Consider the following 23,144-nt stretch of genomic DNA (forward strand, 5'->3'; position numbering starts at 1 on the left):
AAAATTAATTTAAAATATAATTGAATTGTTGTTTTTAATAAAAAGGTGGAATTTAAATGAAATTTAAAAAAAATAATCAAATAAGTGATAAAAATTTTTTAAGATTAACTGGTATTAAACATACTACTTTTAATAAAATGCTAGAAATTTTAAAAATAGAAGAATTAAAAAAGAGATTTCGTCGCGGAAGAACCAATAAATTATCATTAGAAAATCGTATTTTAATGACTTTAGAATATTGAAGAGAATATAGAACTTATTTTCATATTGCAAAAAGTTATGATATTAGTGAAAGTAGTTGTTATAGAAATATCAAATGAATTGAAGACACTTTAATAAAACACCCTAATTTTCAACAACTTACTGGTCAAAAATCACTATTAAAAGATTATTTCAAAGATAAGACTGTTATAATTGATGTAACTGAAAGCCAAATCCAACGCCCAAAAAAAGACAAAAACAGCACTACTCAGGAAAAAAGAAAAAACACACAATAAAAACACAAGTTATAATTGAAAAAGATAGTAAAAAAATTATTAGTTCTGATTTTTCTTATGGTAAAAACCATGACTTTAAAATTTTAAAAGATTCAAAAATTAAATTTTTACCAGAAACAACTGTTTTAGTGGATTTAGGTTATCAAGGCATACAAAAAATTAATCATAATGTTTTAATTCCTAAAAGAAAATCAAAGAAAAACCCTTTAAATAAAGAAGAAAAGCAAAATAATGAGCGAATTTCAAAAATGAGAATTGTTATTGAAAATGTTTTTGCTATACTTAAAAAATTTAAAATTATTAGTGAAAAATATCGAAATCGTAGAAAAAGATTTGCTTTAAGATTTAATTTAATAGCTTCAATTTATAATTTACAACTATTAGTTTAAATATATTTGATAATTTAAAATTTCAGTCTTTTTTTATTGTAAATAATAATTTTTATTATGTTTTAATGACAAAATATTTGTAAAAATAATCTAAAAATTATTTTAATAACACTTTTATATTTATTTTAAATTTAAAAATTATAATTATCATATTAATTTTGCAAGAAGTCTAATGAGTTATTGAAAATATGAACAAAGAATTAATTAACGAAAATTCAATTATTACTTCTGATATGCAAAAATTATATTTTTTAGTAGCAAAACAAACAAATTCTACTTTATGTGTAACTAAAACAACAATTAATCCTGAAGCTAGTTATCGTAACTTAAATAAAATCAGTAAATTACAATCTAGTCTTAAAGAAGCCTTAATTCATTATCATGGTTTAGGTTTTACTAATATTCAAAATTATTTAAATCTCTGAAAATGAAAATACCAACATAAGGGTTTAACTCCAAACCAACAAACAGCGGTATTATATTTTAATGTATAAAAAAGTTAAAGTAAAAATAGTAATTTTACATAAAAGCCTTTTAAAATTATCAAGTTGATGATTTTTTTTATTTTATCAAGAGTTTTCGACAAAATTAAAAGGGTTGCTTCATTTTATGTAATAAAATTTATGTTATAATTATAACTGAAATGCAGATGCGAGGATTGTAAATAATGAGATTATTTATTAGTTTAAAAGAATGAAATTGATATCATTGATTAATAACCGGTTTAATTTTTCTGTTAATATTTACTCTTATCATATGACAAATATTATTATTTATGTTGCATCAAAGAAATTTTTTAGAAGGTAAAATTATTAATTGCTTAGAAATAATTAAATTATTGCCACTGCGTCAAAGATTATATCGGTTATCAGAAATTGCTAGTTATCATCATGAATTTGAAACAATTTTACCATATTGAATTTTTCTTTATGAAAAACATAGTCAAGAACTATTAGGATTAATAAATGAATCATTAATAATTTTAAAACAAGATCAGCAAGATATTAAGAAATTTAGTTTATATAAGTTAAAAGAATTATTAGCAAAAATTAATAAGTTAAATAAAAAATCACGCGACCTATTATTAGATTATGAAAATGCTCTTAAAATTGAATTAACCCAACGTGAGCAAGCATCATTATATAAAAGTTTTTTTAATCAGTTAGTTAATAATGCTACTAAATTACAAATTCATGTGGCAATAAATCCTGAAAAATTAGATTATTTAGTTAATGTTTTACAAAATATGTTATATAACTTTGAAATTGAATTAACTAAAGGAGTATTTTTGAAGTCATATCAAATTCTTGATAAGATTGCTGTTGGTTTAATTTCCTTTACAGAAATTTTAGATAAGATTCCGCAGTTATTAACAATTGTATATAAAGTTATTCCCAAGCAATTAAAACAAATGACTACTTTATATATGAATAAAGGCAATGATATTATTCTGCAAGAGCAGTTTGTGAATTTATTTGATGATGTTAATCTTCAAGTTCAACAAGTTAAAAAATTGTTAGATAATTTACAATATAAAAAGGGACAAGTCAGAGTTGAAAAAATTCTGGTTTTGCTAGCTAATTTTAATTATCAAGCACAAAAAGAAAAAGATTTAAAAACAATTTTTTCAACTTACTATGAGTCAACCATTAAAGTAGTTGAATTAATTGAAAATAGTTTTGAAAATTTAAAAAAAGAATTACTACAAATTGAAACTATTTATTTATTTTTGCCAATGGAAAAAGAAATAATTAATAATAGTCAAAAATTAGTTAAGAATTTAAGTTCGCAAATGAATGAATTAATTGTGATTATGAATCAAACAAAAACTAATGATTATCATCAATTGGTTAAATTACAGGTAAAAATTTTAGAAAATGCTTTAAAAACTCAAGTTCATTTAGAACAAGTATATAAATTAATAACGCAAAAAACTGAAGAAGAAAAACAATTAAAACAGTTGCTTTCGCATTTAGGAATTCTATTAATGCAATTAAATGCTAAGTTAAATAAAATTACTTATCAAAAGATTGCTTATATTTTTAAAGACCGGATTAGTGATGTTTATAACTCATTTTCGGAACTTAAAGAATTAATTAGTATTAGTGATGATTTACAAGAACAAAAGCGATTATTACGCAAGTTATATTTATTAAAAGATAATATTTATAAATTACATAGTAAAATTAAAAATATTGCCATCATTGATCAACTAATTCAACGAGCAATTGTCTATGGTTATAAATTTTGTGCTATTGATGATAGTGTTAACAATAAAATTAAAAGTGCACAGTTAATTTATAACAGTGCTAATTATGAAGATGCATTACAGTTAGTATTACAAGCATTAGAGTATTCGTATGAACAACGGTTACATAAAAGATTGCAAAAAAGGTAATAGAGAGTAGGAATAATTAAAAATGAATGATACTATTTTAATTCGTTATGGTGAATTATCAACTAAAGGTAAGAATCGGTATTTATTTATTAATCAGTTAGAAAAAAATTTAAAAGCTAAGTTAATCGCATTTAAATATTTAAATATTGTTGCAACACATAGTCGGATGTTGATTTATTTAAATGAACATCAAACTAATCCTGTTGAAATTGAACAAATTGCTAATATTATTAGAAATACTTTTGGAATTACTTCGTTTTCTTTTGCTAAACAAGTTATTAAAGATTTAAATGTTATTCAGAAGGAAATTTTGACATTGATTAGCAATTTAGAATTTAAATCATTTAAATTAGATGTTAATCGGATTGATAAAAAATTTCATTGTACTTCGTTAGAAATAATTAATGTTATTGCTGAATTAATCTTAGATTATAAAAAAGATTGTCAAGTTAATTTAACAAATCCGCAATTAACGATATATTTAGAAATTCAAATTGATAATGTTTTTATTATGTTTGATAAAATTACTGGATTAAAAGGTTATCCTGTTGGTATTGCTGGAAAAGTATTATTACTTATGAGTGGTGGGATTGATTCACCAGTTAGTGCTTATTTATTAATGAAACGCGGATTGGAAGTTCATTATTTACATTTTATAACCCCACCATATACTAAAGATGAATCATTACAAAAGGTTATTAATTTAGTTAAAACCTTAGGAGTTTATGGCGGTAATGTTGTTTCAAAATTATATATATGCAATTTTAGTAGTTTACAACAAGAGTTAAAATATATTCCTTTATCATCGTATCAGATTACAATTATGCGCCGAATGTTTATGCGTATTGCTAATTATTTAGCAAGAAAATTGCGTATTAAAATTTTAGCAACTGGTGATTCTTTAGGACAAGTAGCATCACAAACAATTGAAAGTTTATCAGTTATTGCTGATGTTAGTGATATGGTAATTTTGCGACCATTAATTACTTATGATAAAAATGAAATTATTAATATTGCTAAAAATATTAATACTTATGAAACATCAATTATTCCTTTTATAGATTGTTGTTCATTATTTATTCCTCAAAATCCAGTAATTAAACCAATAATTGCTATTGCTAAGAAACAAGAACAAAGCATTTTATGAGAAGAAATTTTAGCATTAACAGTTGAAAATAATATTATAAAACAAGAAATTAATTTTCTTGAAAAAAAGTAGGTGGAAATAATTATTAATTTAAATGTTCATAGTGAGTATTCACTATTAAGTTCACCGTTAAAGTTAAAAAATTATTTTAAATTTGCAATTAAAAATAATCTTTCGGTTTTAGCATTGACTGATAAGAATATAATGTTTGGAGCAATACGATTTTATGAACAATGTCAAAAATATAATATTAAACCAATTATTGGCATTGATATTGATGTGCTAGATATTGCTCGTAATTTGAAATTAGAATTAATTGTTATTGCTAAAAATCAGCAAGGTTATGAACAACTTTGTCTTATTTCTTCAATAATTGCTATTTCTAATAATTCAACAATTAGTTGTGAACAATTATTAGAACATTTAAATGAGATTATTGTTATTTTTAAACCACAAAATACTTTAGCAATGTCTTTAACAATGCAAGCGGAATATTTAACAAAAATTCAAAAAAAGGCCCCCACATATATGGGAATTAATCAGGATAATGTTAGTAATATTCAATATTGAATTGATAAGCAACAATTAGTTGTTCCTTGTAATTTAGTAAAATATTTACAACCGGATGATAATCAAACATTACAGTTAATTGAAGCTATTAAGGAACAAAAATTGTTAGCAGAAACTAATGTTAATGATTTTAGTAATTATCATTATTTATTATCATTTGATATTTATTGTGAATATGAACAAATATTAATAACTAATTTGGAACAGTTAATTAATAATGTTAATTTACAATTACAATTTAATATTAAGGAAAATATGTTACAGTATGTGCCACCAATTGGTATGAATAGCAATGAATATTTGCAAAACTTATGTTTACAACAATTACAAGATAATAAGGAAATTAATAATGATTACCGTTATCAACAACGATTATCTTATGAATTATCAATTATTTGTGAAATGGGTTTTGCTAATTATTTTCTTATTGTTTATGATTATGTTAAATATGCTCGTGAGCAAAATATTATGGTTGGTCCGGGAAGAGGTTCTGTTGCAGGTAGTTTAGTAGCATTTTTATTACAAATTTCTACTGTTGACCCGATAAAATATGATTTAATTTTTGAAAGATTTTTAAATCCGCAACGAATATCAATGCCAGATATTGATATTGATTTTCAAGATGATCGGCGCGAAGAAGTAATAAAATATTTAGTTGAAAAATATGGTAAAAATAATGTTGCCCAAATTATTACTTTTCAAACCATTACTTGTAAAATTGCTCTTAAAGATACGGGAAGAGTATTAAATATTCCTTTAGATATTATTGATAAAATCAGTAAAGCAGTGCCATTAGATTTAAATTTAGATTTATCATTAGCTGTTAGTAAAATTGAAATTTTACAAGTGTATATGACACAATATCCGCAGTTATTTTTATTAGCAAAAAAAATTATTGGTTTACCTCGACAATTTGGAACGCATGCTGCTGGTGTTGTTTTATCACAATTACCAATAATGCAAATTGTTCCAATTCAAAAAGGTTATAACAATATCTATTTAACGCAATATTCAATGAATCATTTAGAATCATTAGGATTACTAAAAATGGATCTTTTAGGTTTAAGAAATTTAACAATTTTAAAGCAAATTCTTGATATGATTAATAAAGATTTATCAATGATTATTAGTTTAGATAAAATACCTTTAAATGATAGTAAAACATATCAATTATTAAGTGAAGGATATACGGCTGGGATTTTTCAGTTAGAGTCTAAAGGAATGCAACAAATTTTAATAACCATGCAACCTAAAAATTTAGAAGATATTGTTGTTACAAGTTCATTATTTCGCCCTGGTCCGCAAGAACATATTAAGACATATATTAAAGGAAGATTAAAGCAAGAAGCGGTTTGATATTTACATCCTGATTTAGAACCAATATTAAAAACAACTTATGGAATTATTGTTTATCAAGAACAAATTATTTTAATTGCTCAAAAAATTGCTAATTTTTCATTAGCAAAAGCTGATATTTTAAGAAGAGCAATTAGTAAAAAAAATCAGAACGAGATGACCTTATTAAGTAAAGAATTTATTGCTTCTGGTGTTGCTAATGGTTATGATGAAAAAACTGTTAAGCAAATTTATGATGATATTAATCAGTTTGCTAGTTATGGGTTTAATCGAAGTCATGCGGTGTCATATTCATTGTTAGGTTATTGAATGGCTTATTTGAAGGTTAATTATGCATTACAATTTATGTGTGCGTTATTAACTAGTGTGATTGCTAGTGCTAATAAAATTGAACAGTATCTTAAAGAATGTCAAAGATATCATCTAAAAATATTGCCACCATCAGTTAATTTTTCAACAGAAAATTTTATTATTGAGAATCATATGATTAGGGTACCACTAACGATAATTAAGCAAGTGGGAATGGTAATGCATGAGGCAATATATGCTGAAAGAGAAGCAAATGGACAATATACTGATTATTTCTCGTTTGTGGCGAGAATGGTGCTTAAAGGTTTAAATATAAGCATATTAGAAGCATTAATTGCTGCGGGAGCTTTAGATGAATTTAAAATCTCACGAAAAACGATGAAATTAAATATGACCCTAGCTTTTCGTTATGCCCAGTTAATTCAGGTATCAAGTAATGATAAAATCACCCTAAATTATGATTTGGTAGCAATACCTACTTTAAAACAAGAACCAGATAATTTATTAGAAAAAGCTCAAGATGAGTTAAAATATTTTGGTTTTTATTTACAAACTCATCCTTTGTTATTAATTAAAAAACAATTGCAATTAGAAAAAGAAATTGTTAAATTACAAAATCTAGATAAATTGATTAATTGAAAGGTTAAAGTATTAGTTTTTATTAATCGGATTAAACAAATTAAAACTAAAGATGGTCAGTATATGTGTTTTTTAACAGTAAGTGATGATTATGGGACAAGTAATGTGACAGTTTTTAGTAATATATATATGCAATATCAAGAACAACTTAAAGAAAATAATATTGTCTTAATTAATGCTACTGTTGAAAAGTATAATGATAAAATTCATTTAGTTTTACGGACTTTAAAAGTAATAAGTATTTAAAAAAATCTTATCTAATTTAGATAAGATTTTTTTATTCATCACTATTCTTTACTAATTCTAGAACATTAAGTTTTTTTAGATGATAAGTAGTCATAATATATGTTGATGAATAAATAACTGTAATAATAACAAAACTAACTAAAATTACTCATCAAACTAAGGAGAAGGGAATTATTAAAAGAAAGAAATTTTGTAGGATATAATAGACTTCTTGCAAAATTAATATGATAATTATAATTTTTAAATTTAAAATAAATATAAAAGTGTTATTAAAATAATTTTTAGATTATTTTTACAAATATTTTGTCATTAAAACATAATAAAAATTATTATTTACAATAAAAAAAGACTGAAATTTTAAATTATCAAATATATTTAAACTAATAGTTGTAAATTATAAATTGAAGCTATTAAATTAAATCTTAAAGCAAATCTTTTTCTACGATTTCGATATTTTTCACTAATAATTTTAAATTTTTTAAGTATAGCAAAAACATTTTCAATAACAATTCTCATTTTTGAAATTCGCTCATTATTTTGCTTTTCTTCTTTATTTAAAGGGTTTTTCTTTGATTTTCTTTTAGGAATTAAAACATTATGATTAATTTTTTGTATGCCTTGATAACCTAAATCCACTAAAACAGTTGTTTCTGGTAAAAATTTAATTTTTGAATCTTTTAAAATTTTAAAGTCATGGTTTTTACCATAAGAAAAATCAGAACTAATAATTTTTTTACTATCTTTTTCAATTATAACTTGTGTTTTTATTGTGTGTTTTTTCTTTTTTCCTGAGTAGTGCTGTTTTTGTCTTTTTTTGGGCGTTGGATTTGACTTTCAGTTACATCAATTATAACAGTCTTATCTTTGAAATAATCTTTTAATAGTGATTTTTGACCAGTAAGTTGTTGAAAATTAGGGTGTTTTATTAAAGTGTCTTCAATTCATTTGATATTTCTATAACAACTACTTTCACTAATATCATAACTTTTTGCAATATGAAAATAAGTTCTATATTCTCTTCAATATTCTAAAGTCATTAAAATACGATTTTCTAATGATAATTTATTGGTTCTTCCGCGACGAAATCTCTTTTTTAATTCTTCTATTTTTAAAATTTCTAGCATTTTATTAAAAGTAGTATGTTTAATACCAGTTAATCTTAAAAAATTTTTATCACTTATTTGATTATTTTTTTTAAATTTCATTTAAATTCCACCTTTTTATTAAAAACAACAATTCAATTATATTTTAAATTAATTTTGCAAGAAGTCTAATCACCCCCTTTCTAAACAAAATATGATTTAACCTTATAAAATAAAATAACCATAAATAAGACAATGAATACTAATACCATTCAAAAGGCAATATTTGCTATTAAAAGTCAAAGTAGTTCTTTGGTTAAATCAATTTCTTTACCAGAAACTCACGCCGGAATAACTTTAATTTGAATAAATAAATCCCAAAAATACAATTTTGTCATTTCTCAATCTAAATCTTTTCAAGCAACTAAAAACATAATAATTACCGCTTAAAAGGTCAAAAGAGTAGAAAAATAATAGCAGAGAACAGCATTACAATTATTAAAATTGAAAACAAAAATACAACTTGGGGTGGTTTAAATCAGCGGTTGGATAAATTAATTCAATTAACTCAATAATTATTTTTTTAAACATTTTCTAAACCTACTTTTTAATTTCTTTTTTCATCTTGTTCTAATAAATTTCGCTTAAACTTTGCAATAAATATTCGTTGTGAATAAGTAAAATCTTTTGGCAACTGTTTTGCTTCACTACCATATTTCTTGTTATCTTTAAAAAACCGATAAATATTAACCGCAATATAGTATGCTAGTAATAATGTTAAAATCGTAAAAAATACTAATCCAAATATACTCATCTTTCTTTTCTCCTTAATTTTCTAATCTTTTAATATGCAATATCAACACAAAGTCAATTATCACCGACTAAATCAGTTCTAACAGGTTCAACGGCAGATGTAGACGCTCAAAACTTTTTGTTCTAATCCAGTTTTTTTATTAATAGAATAGACTTCTTGCAAAATTAATTTAAAATATAATTGAATTGTTGTTTTTAATAAAAAGGTGGAATTTAAATGAAATTTAAAAAAAATAATCAAATAAGTGATAAAAATTTTTTAAGATTAACTGGTATTAAACATACTACTTTTAATAAAATGCTAGAAATTTTAAAAATAGAAGAATTAAAAAAGAGATTTCGTCGCGGAAGAACCAATAAATTATCATTAGAAAATCGTATTTTAATGACTTTAGAATATTGAAGAGAATATAGAACTTATTTTCATATTGCAAAAAGTTATGATATTAGTGAAAGTAGTTGTTATAGAAATATCAAATGAATTGAAGACACTTTAATAAAACACCCTAATTTTCAACAACTTACTGGTCAAAAATCACTATTAAAAGATTATTTCAAAGATAAGACTGTTATAATTGATGTAACTGAAAGCCAAATCCAACGCCCAAAAAAAGACAAAAACAGCACTACTCAGGAAAAAAGAAAAAACACACAATAAAAACACAAGTTATAATTGAAAAAGATAGTAAAAAAATTATTAGTTCTGATTTTTCTTATGGTAAAAACCATGACTTTAAAATTTTAAAAGATTCAAAAATTAAATTTTTACCAGAAACAACTGTTTTAGTGGATTTAGGTTATCAAGGCATACAAAAAATTAATCATAATGTTTTAATTCCTAAAAGAAAATCAAAGAAAAACCCTTTAAATAAAGAAGAAAAGCAAAATAATGAGCGAATTTCAAAAATGAGAATTGTTATTGAAAATGTTTTTGCTATACTTAAAAAATTTAAAATTATTAGTGAAAAATATCGAAATCGTAGAAAAAGATTTGCTTTAAGATTTAATTTAATAGCTTCAATTTATAATTTACAACTATTAGTTTAAATATATTTGATAATTTAAAATTTCAGTCTTTTTTTATTGTAAATAATAATTTTTATTATGTTTTAATGACAAAATATTTGTAAAAATAATCTAAAAATTATTTTAATAACACTTTTATATTTATTTTAAATTTAAAAATTATAATTATCATATTAATTTTGCAAGAAGTCTAATATATAAACTTTCGACAATAATTTTTAGATGGTTCATCCACACTAACTCACATTTTCATTTCTAAAACTCCAAAACTATTTTTTTACTACATCAAATCAAAAAATTTGCAATAACTTAGTTAAATAACTCGACTCATCCATCCATAACTAGCGGGCGGAGGGAGCATACGCTTTCCGCACCGCTTCGCCACTATAAACATCAACCAAGATGTTTTTTTTATTTTTTTTTACCTCTATTCTTAAGGCGCCTTAAAACACCTTTAAAATTAATTTTTAAAATAATTAAAACTTACATCCTTTTTATCATTCTCTTTTTCAGCGATAAAAAAATTTAACAATTCTTGTCCTATAATCAAATTAGACTCCTGTTCTTTCTTATTAACTGAAACCAACTGATACTCACCATTTCTAATTATTCCGATGCAAATAGAATTTTCATATTTTCCTTTATAAACAAATCGCTTTGAAAATCAAATACCAATAGAATTTACTAAATCACGGAATTTCTGGTGCTTTAATAAAAATTGCGTTTTGTGTTTCTTTTAAAAGATATTTTTTAGTATTTAAAAAAATATTTTCAATATTTCTCACATACATACCTTCCTTACAAATATATTTAGTTATATTAAACTAAGTTATATTTAACTTAGTTAGATAACTAAGTTAAATATTTATTTTTTTAAACATTTATGTTTAACAAAATTTGTTAGTAAACTTTGTTTACTAATTAACTTAGTTTATTACTATCAAGGCACAAAAAAATACAAGGCATAACTAAAAATAATAAATATTAATTTAACCTTATATTTCTTGTAATAAATAAATGAGCTCGTATTTATTTATTAGACTTCTTGCAAAATTAATTTAAAATATAATTGAATTGTTGTTTTTAATAAAAAGGTGGAATTTAAATGAAATTTAAAAAAATAATCAAATAAGTGATAAAAATTTTTTAAGATTAACTGGTATTAAACATACTACTTTTAATAAAATGCTAGAAATTTTAAAAATAGAAGAATTAAAAAAGAGATTTCGTCGCGGAAGAACCAATAAATTATCATTAGAAAATCGTATTTTAATGACTTTAGAATATTGAAGAGAATATAGAACTTATTTTCATATTGCAAAAAGTTATGATATTAGTGAAAGTAGTTGTTATAGAAATATCAAATGAATTGAAGACACTTTAATAAAACACCCTAATTTTCAACAACTTACTGGTCAAAAATCACTATTAAAAGATTATTTCAAAGATAAGACTGTTATAATTGATGTAACTGAAAGCCAAATCCAACGCCCAAAAAAAGACAAAAACAGCACTACTCAGGAAAAAAGAAAAAACACACAATAAAAACACAAGTTATAATTGAAAAAGATAGTAAAAAAATTATTAGTTCTGATTTTTCTTATGGTAAAAACCATGACTTTAAAATTTTAAAAGATTCAAAAATTAAATTTTTACCAGAAACAACTGTTTTAGTGGATTTAGGTTATCAAGGCATACAAAAAATTAATCATAATGTTTTAATTCCTAAAAGAAAATCAAAGAAAAACCCTTTAAATAAAGAAGAAAAGCAAAATAATGAGCGAATTTCAAAAATGAGAATTGTTATTGAAAATGTTTTTGCTATACTTAAAAAATTTAAAATTATTAGTGAAAAATATCGAAATCGTAGAAAAAGATTTGCTTTAAGATTTAATTTAATAGCTTCAATTTATAATTTACAACTATTAGTTTAAATATATTTGATAATTTAAAATTTCAGTCTTTTTTTATTGTAAATAATAATTTTTATTATGTTTTAATGACAAAATATTTGTAAAAATAATCTAAAAATTATTTTAATAACACTTTTATATTTATTTTAAATTTAAAAATTATAATTATCATATTAATTTTGCAAGAAGTCTATTAATTAACAGCAAGCTTGTAAAAACCAAAATCTTGTCATATGTATATGGTTTCTACATATTTTATCATTTTGAAAATAATCAATAACCGGAACATTAATATTTTTAACTAAAGGTAAAACTAGTTGTTCAGTTTTACGGTCTAAGAAAATATCACAAAATGTTTGTGATTTACGAATAATATAATCTAAATAAGAATAATTAATATTTGTTAAACCATATTTTGTTAATTTTGCTTTAGTTCAATTTATTTTCATATCATACCTCCCAAGTAATTAATTTTATTATATAATGACAATGAATAAATATATTATACTATCTGGAGGTTAAGTGATGAATCAAGAACAAGGATATCTTCATATTTACTGTGGTGAAGGTAAATGTAAAACTAGTATTTTAAATGGAATGACAATTAGAGCATTAGGAAATGATTGAAATGTAGTATATTTTCGTTTTTTAAAAAATCGCCCCACAGGTGAATTAATATTTTTTGAAAAGCATACTAATTTAACAATTCTTGATTTTTATCATTCATCAAAAAAATTTTTTTGAGAAATGAATGATGAAGAAAAACAAGAGTTAAAAGTTGAAACGAGAAAAGGTCTTGAAATTTTAGTAGCAAATTTAAAAAATTCTAATATTGATTTAATTGTCGTTGATGAGATTTTAGGTTGTTTACAAAATCAATTAATTTATGAAGATGAATTAGTGTTAGCATTAGAAAATAAAGCTAAGAATATTGAAGTTGCTCTTTCAGGAAGATATTGTCCAGAAAAATTACAATCAATTGCTGATTTAATTAGTGAGGTAACACCAACAAGAGGACATTATTCAGAAAAGAGTATTTGGGCGCGGAAGGGTATTGAGTATTAATGATAAAACAATTATTTTTAGCAACTACTAATGCTAATAAGTTAGAAGAATTTCAAAACATATTAGGGCAAAAATACGATATAAAGACAATTTTAGACATTAAGCAGTTTCTGGGTACTGAAAAAATTGAAGACATTGAAGAAACAGGGGCGACATTTATTGAAAATGCTTTAATTAAGGCAAGAACTTTAAGCAAATTATTACAAAAACCAGTCTTAGGTGATGATTCTGGATTAGAAATATTAGCATTAGATAATTTCCCAGGAATTTATTCGGCGCGTTGAATGGATACTACTGATGGTTTTATGCAAGCATCTAATGTTATTTTAGAAAAGATGATGAATATTAAATTCCGAGATTGTCGCTATGTTTGTGCTCTTGCTTTTGTTGATGTTACTAAAAATATTGAAAAAGTCTTTGTCGGTTCGTTAAATGGTTTAATTCATAGTGAACGCCAAGGTAATTATGGTTTTGGTTATGATGCCATATTTTATTTACCAGAATATAAAAAAACGCTAGGTGAAATAACAGCACAAGAAAAAAATCAAATAACACATCGTGCCATAACAATCCAAAAGATGATTAATTGAATAAATAAGGAAGATAATAATGAATACTAAAATTAACATTGTTTTATATGAACCAGAAATTGCTGGTAATGTCGGTTCGATTATGCGAACTTGTGTTGCTATTAATGCTAAACTGCATTTAATTGAACCATTAGGGTTCTTTTTAGATGATCGTTTTATTATTCGGTCATCTGTCTGCTAACTATTTTGAATTTTTACAATATGAAAGTTATGAAGATTGAAATAGTTTTCTTAGTAAAAATCCTAATGCCAATTTATTTTTTTCTACAAGATATGGTCAAAAACCACCTAGTGCCATTGATTTTACAAAAAGTGAAATGCCAATATATTTAGTGTTTGGTAAAGAATCGTCGGGTATTCCAAAAACGATATTACAGGAGCATTTGAATCAATGTTTTCGTTTACCAATGGGGACTGTACAATTAACTGTGTCTCTAAGTAATTAACTTAAATTCACTCTGTCTTCAAATTTTATCATTAAATGTGAAATTGCACTACCCCAATTTTGAATTGGCATCGTTCATTTCTTAACCATATTTTGAAATGCTAAATAAAATATTTTAAAAACTGATGCGTCATTAGGAAAAATCTTTTTATTCTTAATGACTTTTCTTAATTGACTATTAACAGATTCAATCGCATTAGTTGTGTAAATAATTCTTCTAAATTCCTGAGGATATTCAAGAAAAATTATTAAATTATTTCAGTTATTTTTTCATGATTTAGTAATTTGTGGATACTTTTTATTTCATTTTTCTGAAAAATGATCTAAAGCAATTAACGCTATTTCTTCATTAATTGCTGTATAAATTGATTTTAAATCATTAGCTACAAGTTTGCGATCTTTGTAAGGAACAAATTTTAAACTATTGCGAATTTGATGAACAATGCATAATTGATGCTGTGTTTTTGGGAAAACAGCTTCTATTGCATCAGACATCCCAGTTAAATTATCACTACAAGCAACAAGAATATCTTGTAACCCACGATTTTTCATTTCCGTAAGATTATTAAGTCAAAATTTGGCTCCCTCATTCTCACTAATTCACATTCCTAAAATATCTTTTAAACCATCTAAATTAATTCCTAAGGCAAGATAAACTGCTTTATTTATTATTCGTTTATCTTGCTTTACTTTAACAACAATACAATCAAAATAAACAATCGGATAAATCTTCTCTAAAGGTTTAGTTTGTCACATTTTAACTTCTTCAATAACATCATCAGTTATTTGACTAATTAAACTTTCTGAAATTTCTGCTCCGTGATAGAATTCTTGCAATTGTGCTTTGATATCAGAAATTGTCATTCCTCTCCTCTTGCATATAAAGAAATTACTTTTTGATCAAAGTTATCAAATCTTCTTTGTCTTTTCGGAATAATTACTGGTTCAAAAGTACTATTTCGATCTCTTGGTACATCAATTGCGATTGAACCATTTTTAGTAATAATGGTTTTTTGTGTGTTGCCATTTCTTTTATTATGATTCTCATCAGTTTCAAGATAATCTTTAATTTCCGTATTTAACATTCGTTCAGTTAATTTTTTGGTAAATTCCTGAAAAATAGTATTGCCTTTAAATAAATCTTGTGGATTATCAATATTTTCTAAAAAATAATCAACAACTTTATCAATTGCGTCAGGTTCTTTTTTTATTTTTTTTTGTCATTTTCTGTTCTCCTTCTTTTAAGTATAATTCAGAATGAATTATCGAGACACAGAATTTTGGACAGGCCCTACCAATGAGAGAGAGGAGTATTAATACTCGCAGTCTTAATGTCGCTAATGTTGTTTGTACTGTAAGTTATGAGGTTTTACGGCAATTAGATTATTTAGATTTATCTTTAAATGAAATTCAGAAAGGTAAAGATTATTTACAAAATTAAAAAGCTGGTAATTCAATTACCAGCTTTTTGTTTAATTTAATATATAAAAATCTTTAAAATCATTAAGTATAAAGTCACGAGCTAGTCGTTTTAAAGTACTACGATTATATGCTGGTTTTTGCTTAAAATCGCTGTTGCTCGTTAACATATCATCAGTACCATCAATAGCATCACCTCATTTATTAATAAATCAGCGATATTCACCGTTTTTAACAAAAAATATTGTGGGAATACCATTTCCAGGGAGATAATCTGGTTCAAAGCCTTTATTGATGTCTTTGTTGGTTGCTCATAAGTTTTTTTGTGATTTTTTTAATCATTCAAAAGTATTTTTAACTCACTTAGTTTCAAAAAAAGTTTTATTTCAAGTATTATCATTAGCACCTTTAAAGTCATAGTCACTAACAAAAGCATAGCGATTAATTTTTAAATTTTCATCTTTTAAATCCAAAATATCTTTGTCTCAATCTTTTTCTTGCATTCAAAGATTTCATTGTTTTGATAATGTTTGACATCCTGGACAATTTTCTGATCCAATATAACCAATAAATGTTTCTTTATTTCTAATTTTTAATATTATTTCATCATAATTGCTATTACAGGCAGTAACAGATATTATAGGTAATATTGTTAAAATAAAACTGCTTTTAATACTCAATATTTTTTTAAATTGCATTTAATTCACCTCTATAAAAATAAAATCAAAACTATTATAACATAAAGTTATTTTAATTTTGTCGAAAACTCTTTTAATTTTGTCGAAAACTCTTGATAAAATAAAAAAAATCATCAACTTGATAATTTTAAAAGGCTTTTATGTAAAATTACTATTTTTACTTTAACTTTTTTATACATTAAAATATAATACCGCTGTTTGTTGGTTTGGAGTTAAACCCTTATGTTGGTATTTTCATTTTCAGAGATTTAAATAATTTTGAATATTAGTAAAACCTAAACCATGATAATGAATTAAGGCTTCTTTAAGACTAGATTGTAATTTACTGATTTTATTTAAGTTACGATAACTAGCTTCAGGATTAATTGTTGTTTTAGTTACACATAAAGTAGAATTTGTTTGTTTTGCTACTAAAAAATATAATTTTTGCATATCAGAAGTAATAATTGAATTTTCGTTAATTAATTCTTTGTTCATATTTTCAATAACTCATTGTTTTTGTAAACGTTTGGTGTTTGTGGATTTAACATAAATATTGTTATTATTATCAATTGCCATTTGAATACAGCATTTAGTATTAGTTGCGAATGGGTCAAGGTGAATTCTTCGTGGATCAGTTTTATATTTGAAATTTCCTTTATGGATTTCTTTAATAAATGTTTCATCGATTTGGATTTTACCAGATAATTTTTTAAATTTTAATTGGGTATTTTCTAATTGTTTTGATTTCATTAATTTTTGACGATTATATCAAGCAGTTTTTAATGTAGTTTTAATAAAACGAGAAATTGTTTTACTAGATTGCCCCAGCAATGAAATTTGAATCAATAAATTTCATTGTTCATAATTTAAATGACTTCAATAAATAAAATGATTACGAAAAGCGTCAAAACTTGCACGGCAATTTTTACATAAATATTTTTGTTTTCCTTCTGAATTATGTCCATTTTTAACGCAATGGTAAGATTCACATTTAGTGTAAATCACACACAGTTATTAGACCATGCTTCTCTTAATTGATTTCATAATACCATATTTTGTATTATTAAAATTAAAAAAAATTTTTAATTTTGTCGAAAACTCTTGATATTTATTGAATATACTTAATTTTAGGTATATTTTTAATATGATAGAGGTGGATAATAATTATGGAAAAAATAATTCAAGAACTAGTAAATACTTTAACAGATGATCAATTTTTAGAATTTTATGAAAAAGTCAAACAACAAGCAGAATTAATAAAAAAACAAAAACGTTTAAATGAAATTGATCAAAAATTTAGAGCGCAAGGTATTAAATGCCCTAAATGTGAATCTTACCATTGCGTTAAAAATGGACATAATTCAGAAGGAAAACAAAAATATTTATGTAAAAATTGCCGTGCAAGTTTTGACGCTTTTCGTAATCATTTTATTTATTGAAGTCATTTAAATTATGAACAATGAAATTTATTGATTCAAATTTCATTGCTGGGGCAATCTAGTAAAACAATTTCTCGTTTTATTAAAACTACATTAAAAACTGCTTGATATAATCGTCAAAAATTAATGAAATCAAAACAATTAGAAAATACCCAATTAAAATTTAAAAAATTATCTGGTAAAATCCAAATCGATGAAACATTTATTAAAGAAATTCATAAAGGAAATTTCAAATATAAAACTGATCCACGAAGAATTCACCTTGACCCATTCGCAACTAATACTAAATGCTGTATTCAAATGGCAATTGATAATAATAACAATATTTATGTTAAATCCACAAACACCAAACGTTTACAAAAACAATGAGTTATTGAAAATATGAACAAAGAATTAATTAACGAAAATTCAATTATTACTTCTGATATGCAAAAATTATATTTTTTAGTAGCAAAACAAACAAATTCTACTTTATGTGTAACTAAAACAACAATTAATCCTGAAGCTAGTTATCGTAACTTAAATAAAATCAGTAAATTACAATCTAGTCTTAAAGAAGCCTTAATTCATTATCATGGTTTAGGTTTTACTAATATTCAAAATTATTTAAATCTCTGAAAATGAAAATACCAACATAAGGGTTTAACTCCAAACCAACAAACAGCGGTATTATATTTTAATGTATAAAAAAGTTAAAGTAAAAATAGTAATTTTACATAAAAGCCTTTTAAAATTATCAAGTTGATGATTTTTTTTATTTTATCAAGAGTTTTCGACAAAATTAAAAAAAAAAAATTAATTTTATTCACAATAAAAAATATTTAATTCAAAATTAACCAAATTAAAACATTTTTCACGAGTTTCTATTATTTTTTAAATAATTATTTTGCAATAATAAATTTATTTAAAGTTTCAAATGGAGTTTTGTAATTCAAGCTTTTATGTTTTCGTTTGAAATTATAAAATGCGTACCACTCATTCAAATGAATTTGTAATTGCTTAACATCAAATTTTATTTCAAAACCACATTTTTTAAACCAAAATAAACTATTATAATTACGGTGAAACCGTTCAATCTTTCCGTTGCTTTGAGGAGAACGGATTGGTGTGGTTTCATGGATAATACCATTTTTTGAAAGAAAGGTTGTAAAAGGCCTTTCTTTTACTTTGTATGCTTTTTTATTACTTCAATTAGTAGTAGTGAATTCCGGAGCATTATCAGTGCGAATGCGTTTAATTGTTATGCCAAGTTCGCCAAAATCTTTCATTGCTCTTTGCATGGCATTAATGGCATTATTGGTTCCTAAACTATCATACACATATCCAAAAGCAATTCTTGTTATTTCGTCAATGAAATCATAAACATATAATCTATGCTTAGCAATAGGAAAATTTTTATCAGTAAACACTTTAGCATCCATTTGTAAAAGACCAATCTCGGAAACTTCATAACGCTTAAAATGGCGTTTTGCTTTTTTCATTTGCGTTTTTATTTCTCCATAGCGTTTGTCTTGTTTAATTCAACGATAAAAAGTATTAATTGATTTGGGGACATTATTTGTATCGATATCATGCACATTTTTTTTTTAATTTTGTCGAAAACTCTTGATATTTATTGAATATACTTAATTTTAGGTATATTTTAATATGATAGAGGTGGATAATAATTATGGAAAAAATAATTCAAGAACTAGTAAATACTTTAACAGATGATCAATTTTTAGAATTTTATGAAAAAGTCAAACAACAAGCAGAATTAATAAAAAAACAAAAACGTTTAAATGAAATTGATCAAAAATTTAGAGCGCAAGGTATTAAATGCCCTAAATGTGAATCTTACCATTGCGTTAAAAATGGACATAATTCAGAAGGAAAACAAAAATATTTATGTAAAAATTGCCGTGCAAGTTTTGACGCTTTTCGTAATCATTTTATTTATTGAAGTCATTTAAATTATGAACAATGAAATTTATTGATTCAAATTTCATTGCTGGGGCAATCTAGTAAAACAATTTCTCGTTTTATTAAAACTACATTAAAAACTGCTTGATATAATCGTCAAAAATTAATGAAATCAAAACAATTAGAAAATACCCAATTAAAATTTAAAAAATTATCTGGTAAAATCCAAATCGATGAAACATTTATTAAAGAAATCCATAAAGGAAATTTCAAATATAAAACTGATCCACGAAGAATTCACCTTGACCCATTCGCAACTAATACTAAATGCTGTATTCAAATGGCAATTGATAATAATAACAATATTTATGTTAAATCCACAAACACCAAACGTTTACAAAAACAATGAGTTATTGAAAATATGAACAAAGGATTAATTAACGAAAATTCAATTATTACTTCTGATATGCAAAAATTATATTTTTTAGTAGCAAAACAAACAAATTCTACTTTATGTGTAACTAAAACAACAATTAATCCTGAAGCTAGTTATCGTAACTTAAATAAAATCAGTAAATTACAATCTAGTCTTAAAGAAGCCTTAATTCATTATCATGGTTTAGGTTTTACTAATATTCAAAATTATTTAAATCTCTGAAAATGAAAATACCAACATAAGGGTTTAACTCCAAACCAACAAACAGCGGTATTATATTTTAATGTATAAAAAAGTTAAAGTAAAAATAGTAATTTTATATAAAAGCCTTTTAAAATTATCAAGTTGATGATTTTTTTTATTTTATCAAGAGTTTTCGACAAAATTAAAACATTTTTTTGATGAATATTATGATAAAGCGATAATACACCGCCCGCACCTACAAATTTGTAATCAAAGTAATAATCACAAATTTGTTTTCTGGTTTCTAATGAAAATTGATATTTAATATTTTTTGGTGTTGTTGATTTGAATTGCAATTCATAAAAGTTGTCTTGACAATAACCATTAATAATTTTTTTAGCTCAAATATAAAATGTCATTTTACTACCATGAAAATATTTTTTAATCAATTTATTTACAGATATGTTATCTGTATTATTCATATATAAGTTGGTACATAAATTGAGATATTTACTTACTCATTTTTTTACTTTATGATAATATTTTTCATGATAAATCGTAGTCATTCAAGATTGTAATTTAGCTTTTAAATCTGCTAAATCATTTTTAGGCACAATATACTTCATTTTCTATTTCCTTTTTTATTTTTTTCTATATCAAACACATAAAACAGTTAATATCCATAGATAATAATTAGTATAATGAAAAAAATAACTAATTACTCACAATTAAATAAAAAATATGACTTAAATTTTAGTGACAATAACTTTGGTTTTACTTGAGAAATCTTTAAGGAACTAGTTGGCGATGATTGAGCAGAATATTTTACAACGAGGTGTTTTTATCGATTTGTACCTACCGCTAGAATGACCTTTAAAACTTGAAACTGTTTAGCTTGGGATTTATGAATTTGTTGTAACTTTACAGATACATCCGCTCAAGAAGTACGACGCTATGAAAATACACATTCTGAAACAACAATTGCTGATTTACATAATGTATGTCAATATTTAGAAGAAAAATATGGCATTCAAATTGGACCTGAGCACTCTAAGGTGACTGGGATAGTTTGAAAATTGAATAAAGAGGGCGGAGAAATAATTTTTCCTTCCAATCAACGAATAACTTTTATTGGTTATGCCAACGGTAATAGAATTTTTGGAACAGCTGTAAAAGGTTCTAGTTTTTTGTGTTCACGAACTGACGAAATAATTATGGCAGAAGAAAAAGAAACTTTGACTGATAAACAACTAATTTATAGATATGAGCGTTTACAAATGTCAATGTTTCGTAGCAATCGGATTAAAATTTCTGACAAACCCATAAAAGAACTTTCTTGAACCTTTGTTGATAAAATGACAGGACAACAAGAAACGCGCTACTTATGAAAAAGTTTTTTTGTCGCGTTCACTTGCAACCCCTATGATAAATATCACCCATTTTATGAAAAATACTGTACGCCATTTTTACCATTAAACGACAAGATAATGAATTTATTAAAAGAAACTGGTAAAGTCTGATACGAAAATGAAAAAGAATTTGAGGGTTTAGGAATTTTTGTTTTAAGACTAACATTAGACTCCACTTGAAATAAATTGCCAGAAATTTCAAGAAAAAAAGTAAACCAACTTAAAAAAGATAACCCCGATGAATATGCTATTGTAAAATATGGTTTTGAGTACTCAGACAGTGATAATACTATCTTTCCGTTTCGAAAACATTTAAAATATACACAAAAATACGATTTAAAAGATTTTTATGTTGCCACTATTGATATGTATAAATTTGATTTTTATAGTATCGGGGTTGATTGAGCAACTGGGCCAATCGATCATACTGTGCTAAAATTTTGGGGATTTCAAGAATATAAAAAAACTGAACTTTACGATCCATATTTAATATGTGAAATTGTTGTAACCCCCGAAGATAATTTTTCTGAAAATGAAAAAATTAGTTATTTTATAGAAGAAATCATGACTTTAAGAGCAAATTTTTATAATTTTGATCATGTTATTTTTAATTATGATGATAAAGCAAAAACAGCTATGGAATGAATTAAAACAAAATTAATCGAAGATTATAGTTTTAACATTCGTACCAGCACAGCCATTAAGCACACAACTCCATTAACCAAAGAAGCCGGTTTAACAGACCGCGTTATTTGAATGCGTAATTTGTTTGGATTTGGTAATTGTCATATAAATTTACAGAATAATCCTTTTACTGCCAAATGCTACGAAGAATTACGATATGATGAAAAACGCACTAATGTTCCTGACCCAAAAATGTATCTCGATCCTTATGATGCAGACTTTTATGCATTATATCCAAATAGAGTTTATATAAGAGGCAAACAAAAAGGCTATCGTTAACGATAGCCTTTTTAGCCCAAGAGGTTCTGAGTTTACACCGCAGTTAGATTCCTTCATGTAATCAACTTGTCCTAGGTCTTCCATGTATATAATAGACTTCTTGCAAAATTAATATGATAATTATAATTTTTAAATTTAAAATAAATATAAAAGTGTTATTAAAATAATTTTTAGATTATTTTTACAAATATTTTGTCATTAAAACATAATAAAAATTATTATTTACAA

The 23,144-nt window shown here is 24.3% G+C and carries 26 protein-coding genes and 2 pseudogenes; 17 read left to right on the top strand and 11 right to left on the bottom strand.

Annotated elements, in window-relative coordinates; all coding sequences use genetic code 4:
- The first annotated feature begins 56 nt into the window (after positions 1-56).
- From AAHM82_RS13265 to AAHM82_RS04245, 6 genes are all read left to right on the top strand, one after another.
- A complete protein-coding gene (locus AAHM82_RS13265; RefSeq protein WP_342263396.1) occupies positions 57-497 on the top strand; it encodes a transposase family protein in 441 nt (146 codons plus the stop codon).
- On the top strand, positions 494-886 hold the full coding sequence (locus AAHM82_RS13270; protein ID WP_342264845.1) for a transposase family protein: 393 nt from the start codon (positions 494-496) through the stop codon (positions 884-886). The genes AAHM82_RS13265 and AAHM82_RS13270 overlap by 4 nt, the downstream gene beginning before the upstream one ends.
- A gap of 188 nt (positions 887-1,074) precedes the next feature.
- Positions 1,075-1,380, top strand: a complete 306-nt coding sequence (locus AAHM82_RS04230; protein ID WP_342263451.1) for a hypothetical protein — start codon at positions 1,075-1,077, stop codon at positions 1,378-1,380.
- Positions 1,381-1,661: 281 nt separating this feature from the next.
- Positions 1,662-3,284 carry a septation ring formation regulator EzrA gene (locus tag AAHM82_RS04235; protein WP_342264630.1) on the top strand — a complete coding sequence of 541 codons (1,623 nt, stop codon included), beginning with the start codon at positions 1,662-1,664 and terminating at the stop codon, positions 3,282-3,284.
- A 22-nt stretch (positions 3,285-3,306) separates the two neighbouring features.
- Positions 3,307-4,503: a tRNA uracil 4-sulfurtransferase ThiI gene (gene thiI, locus AAHM82_RS04240; RefSeq protein ID WP_342264631.1), complete on the top strand. Its 1,197-nt coding sequence runs from the start codon at positions 3,307-3,309 to the stop codon at positions 4,501-4,503.
- Positions 4,504-7,551, top strand: coding sequence for a DNA polymerase III subunit alpha (locus tag AAHM82_RS04245; protein ID WP_342264632.1), 3,048 nt, complete (start codon positions 4,504-4,506; stop codon positions 7,549-7,551). It abuts the gene before it with no gap.
- Positions 7,552-7,926: 375 nt separating this feature from the next.
- On the opposite strand, the gene AAHM82_RS13275 is transcribed toward AAHM82_RS04245, so the two are convergent.
- The 4 genes from AAHM82_RS13275 to AAHM82_RS04260 all read right to left on the bottom strand — a co-directional run bounded on the left by AAHM82_RS13275 (position 7,927) and on the right by AAHM82_RS04260 (position 9,447).
- The gene (locus tag AAHM82_RS13275) at positions 7,927-8,319 is read right to left on the bottom strand and encodes a transposase family protein (protein ID WP_342264845.1); all 393 of its coding nucleotides are present in this window, start codon (positions 8,317-8,319) and stop codon (positions 7,927-7,929) included.
- Positions 8,316-8,756 carry a transposase family protein gene (locus AAHM82_RS13280; RefSeq protein WP_342263396.1) on the bottom strand — a complete coding sequence of 147 codons (441 nt, stop codon included), beginning with the start codon at positions 8,754-8,756 and terminating at the stop codon, positions 8,316-8,318. The genes AAHM82_RS13275 and AAHM82_RS13280 overlap by 4 nt, the downstream gene beginning before the upstream one ends.
- Before the next feature lie 80 nt (positions 8,757-8,836).
- Positions 8,837-9,031, bottom strand: a complete 195-nt coding sequence (locus AAHM82_RS04255; RefSeq protein ID WP_342264633.1) for a hypothetical protein — start codon at positions 9,029-9,031, stop codon at positions 8,837-8,839.
- Positions 9,032-9,240: 209 nt separating this feature from the next.
- Positions 9,241-9,447 (bottom strand): hypothetical protein, encoded by a 207-nt coding sequence (locus tag AAHM82_RS04260; RefSeq protein ID WP_342264634.1) that lies wholly within the window; start codon positions 9,445-9,447, stop codon positions 9,241-9,243.
- A gap of 216 nt (positions 9,448-9,663) precedes the next feature.
- Between AAHM82_RS04260 and AAHM82_RS13285 the strand changes: the two genes are divergently transcribed.
- Together AAHM82_RS13285 and AAHM82_RS13290 are read left to right on the top strand one after the other, a co-directional pair.
- Positions 9,664-10,104 carry a transposase family protein gene (locus tag AAHM82_RS13285; protein WP_342263396.1) on the top strand — a complete coding sequence of 147 codons (441 nt, stop codon included), beginning with the start codon at positions 9,664-9,666 and terminating at the stop codon, positions 10,102-10,104.
- Positions 10,101-10,493: a transposase family protein gene (locus AAHM82_RS13290; RefSeq protein ID WP_342264845.1), complete on the top strand. Its 393-nt coding sequence runs from the start codon at positions 10,101-10,103 to the stop codon at positions 10,491-10,493. The genes AAHM82_RS13285 and AAHM82_RS13290 overlap by 4 nt, the downstream gene beginning before the upstream one ends.
- 620 nt (positions 10,494-11,113) lie before the next feature.
- Here the strand turns inward: AAHM82_RS13290 and AAHM82_RS04270 are convergent.
- Complete coding sequence (locus AAHM82_RS04270) at positions 11,114-11,257, bottom strand: hypothetical protein (RefSeq protein WP_342264635.1); 144 nt, start codon at positions 11,255-11,257, stop codon at positions 11,114-11,116.
- 400 nt (positions 11,258-11,657) lie between these two features.
- Between AAHM82_RS04270 and AAHM82_RS13295 the strand changes: the two genes are divergently transcribed.
- Together AAHM82_RS13295 and AAHM82_RS13300 are read left to right on the top strand one after the other, a co-directional pair.
- Positions 11,658-12,017, top strand: coding sequence for a helix-turn-helix domain-containing protein (locus AAHM82_RS13295; RefSeq protein WP_425288997.1), 360 nt, complete (start codon positions 11,658-11,660; stop codon positions 12,015-12,017).
- Positions 12,014-12,406 carry a transposase family protein gene (locus AAHM82_RS13300; protein ID WP_342264845.1) on the top strand — a complete coding sequence of 131 codons (393 nt, stop codon included), beginning with the start codon at positions 12,014-12,016 and terminating at the stop codon, positions 12,404-12,406. The genes AAHM82_RS13295 and AAHM82_RS13300 overlap by 4 nt, the downstream gene beginning before the upstream one ends.
- Positions 12,407-12,582: 176 nt before the next feature.
- Here the strand turns inward: AAHM82_RS13300 and AAHM82_RS04280 are convergent, their stop codons facing one another.
- Positions 12,583-12,834, bottom strand: a complete 252-nt coding sequence (locus tag AAHM82_RS04280; protein WP_342264636.1) for a hypothetical protein — start codon at positions 12,832-12,834, stop codon at positions 12,583-12,585.
- A gap of 76 nt (positions 12,835-12,910) precedes the next feature.
- Between AAHM82_RS04280 and AAHM82_RS04285 the strand changes: the two genes are divergently transcribed.
- From AAHM82_RS04285 to AAHM82_RS04295, 3 genes are read left to right on the top strand one after another with little or no spacing between them, the layout of a single operon-like run.
- On the top strand, positions 12,911-13,450 hold the full coding sequence (locus tag AAHM82_RS04285; RefSeq protein WP_342264915.1) for a cob(I)yrinic acid a,c-diamide adenosyltransferase: 540 nt from the start codon (positions 12,911-12,913) through the stop codon (positions 13,448-13,450).
- Entirely contained in the window at positions 13,450-14,070 is a 621-nt protein-coding gene (gene rdgB, locus AAHM82_RS04290) for an RdgB/HAM1 family non-canonical purine NTP pyrophosphatase (RefSeq protein ID WP_342264637.1), read from the top strand. Before AAHM82_RS04285 ends, rdgB begins: the two co-directional genes overlap by 1 nt.
- A complete protein-coding gene (locus AAHM82_RS04295) occupies positions 14,060-14,221 on the top strand; it encodes a TrmH family RNA methyltransferase (RefSeq protein ID WP_342264638.1) in 162 nt (53 codons plus the stop codon). Before rdgB ends, AAHM82_RS04295 begins: the two co-directional genes overlap by 11 nt.
- A 261-nt stretch (positions 14,222-14,482) precedes the next feature.
- Here the strand turns inward: AAHM82_RS04295 and AAHM82_RS04300 are convergent.
- A pseudogene (locus AAHM82_RS04300) lies at positions 14,483-15,696 on the bottom strand (IS256 family transposase).
- Between the two features lie 107 nt (positions 15,697-15,803).
- Here AAHM82_RS04300 and AAHM82_RS13305 point away from each other — a divergent pair.
- Positions 15,804-15,926, top strand: a pseudogene (locus AAHM82_RS13305) (tRNA (cytidine(34)-2'-O)-methyltransferase); the annotation flags it as partial.
- Positions 15,927-15,957: 31 nt separating this feature from the next.
- Here the strand turns inward: AAHM82_RS13305 and AAHM82_RS04310 are convergent.
- Both AAHM82_RS04310 and AAHM82_RS04315 read right to left on the bottom strand, forming a co-directional pair.
- A complete protein-coding gene (locus AAHM82_RS04310; protein ID WP_342264640.1) occupies positions 15,958-16,602 on the bottom strand; it encodes a hypothetical protein in 645 nt (214 codons plus the stop codon).
- A 171-nt stretch (positions 16,603-16,773) separates the two neighbouring features.
- On the bottom strand, positions 16,774-17,589 hold the full coding sequence (locus tag AAHM82_RS04315) for an IS1/IS1595 family N-terminal zinc-binding domain-containing protein (protein WP_342264641.1): 816 nt from the start codon (positions 17,587-17,589) through the stop codon (positions 16,774-16,776).
- Positions 17,590-17,750: 161 nt separating this feature from the next.
- Between AAHM82_RS04315 and AAHM82_RS04320 the strand changes: the two genes are divergently transcribed.
- Positions 17,751-18,710, top strand: coding sequence for an IS1/IS1595 family N-terminal zinc-binding domain-containing protein (locus AAHM82_RS04320; RefSeq protein ID WP_342263352.1), 960 nt, complete (start codon positions 17,751-17,753; stop codon positions 18,708-18,710).
- A 194-nt stretch (positions 18,711-18,904) separates the two neighbouring features.
- On the opposite strand, the gene AAHM82_RS04325 is transcribed toward AAHM82_RS04320, so the two are convergent.
- Complete coding sequence (locus AAHM82_RS04325) at positions 18,905-19,600, bottom strand: integrase core domain-containing protein (RefSeq protein ID WP_342264642.1); 696 nt, start codon at positions 19,598-19,600, stop codon at positions 18,905-18,907.
- A 92-nt stretch (positions 19,601-19,692) separates the two neighbouring features.
- On the opposite strand from AAHM82_RS04325, the gene AAHM82_RS04330 reads away from it, so the two are divergent.
- Complete coding sequence (locus AAHM82_RS04330; RefSeq protein ID WP_342263474.1) at positions 19,693-20,652, top strand: IS1/IS1595 family N-terminal zinc-binding domain-containing protein; 960 nt, start codon at positions 19,693-19,695, stop codon at positions 20,650-20,652.
- A 5-nt stretch (positions 20,653-20,657) separates the two neighbouring features.
- Here AAHM82_RS04330 and AAHM82_RS04335 read toward each other — a convergent pair whose 3' ends face one another.
- A complete protein-coding gene (locus AAHM82_RS04335; RefSeq protein ID WP_342264643.1) occupies positions 20,658-21,170 on the bottom strand; it encodes a hypothetical protein in 513 nt (170 codons plus the stop codon).
- 75 nt (positions 21,171-21,245) lie between these two features.
- Between AAHM82_RS04335 and AAHM82_RS04340 the strand changes: the two genes are divergently transcribed.
- The gene (locus AAHM82_RS04340) at positions 21,246-22,916 is read left to right on the top strand and encodes a hypothetical protein (RefSeq protein WP_342263930.1); all 1,671 of its coding nucleotides are present in this window, start codon (positions 21,246-21,248) and stop codon (positions 22,914-22,916) included.
- Positions 22,917-23,144 lie beyond the last annotated feature (228 nt).

This window comes from Spiroplasma endosymbiont of Clivina fossor, from assembly GCF_964031115.1.
Classification (GTDB): Bacteria; Bacillota_I; Bacilli_A; order Mycoplasmatales; family Nriv7; genus Nriv7.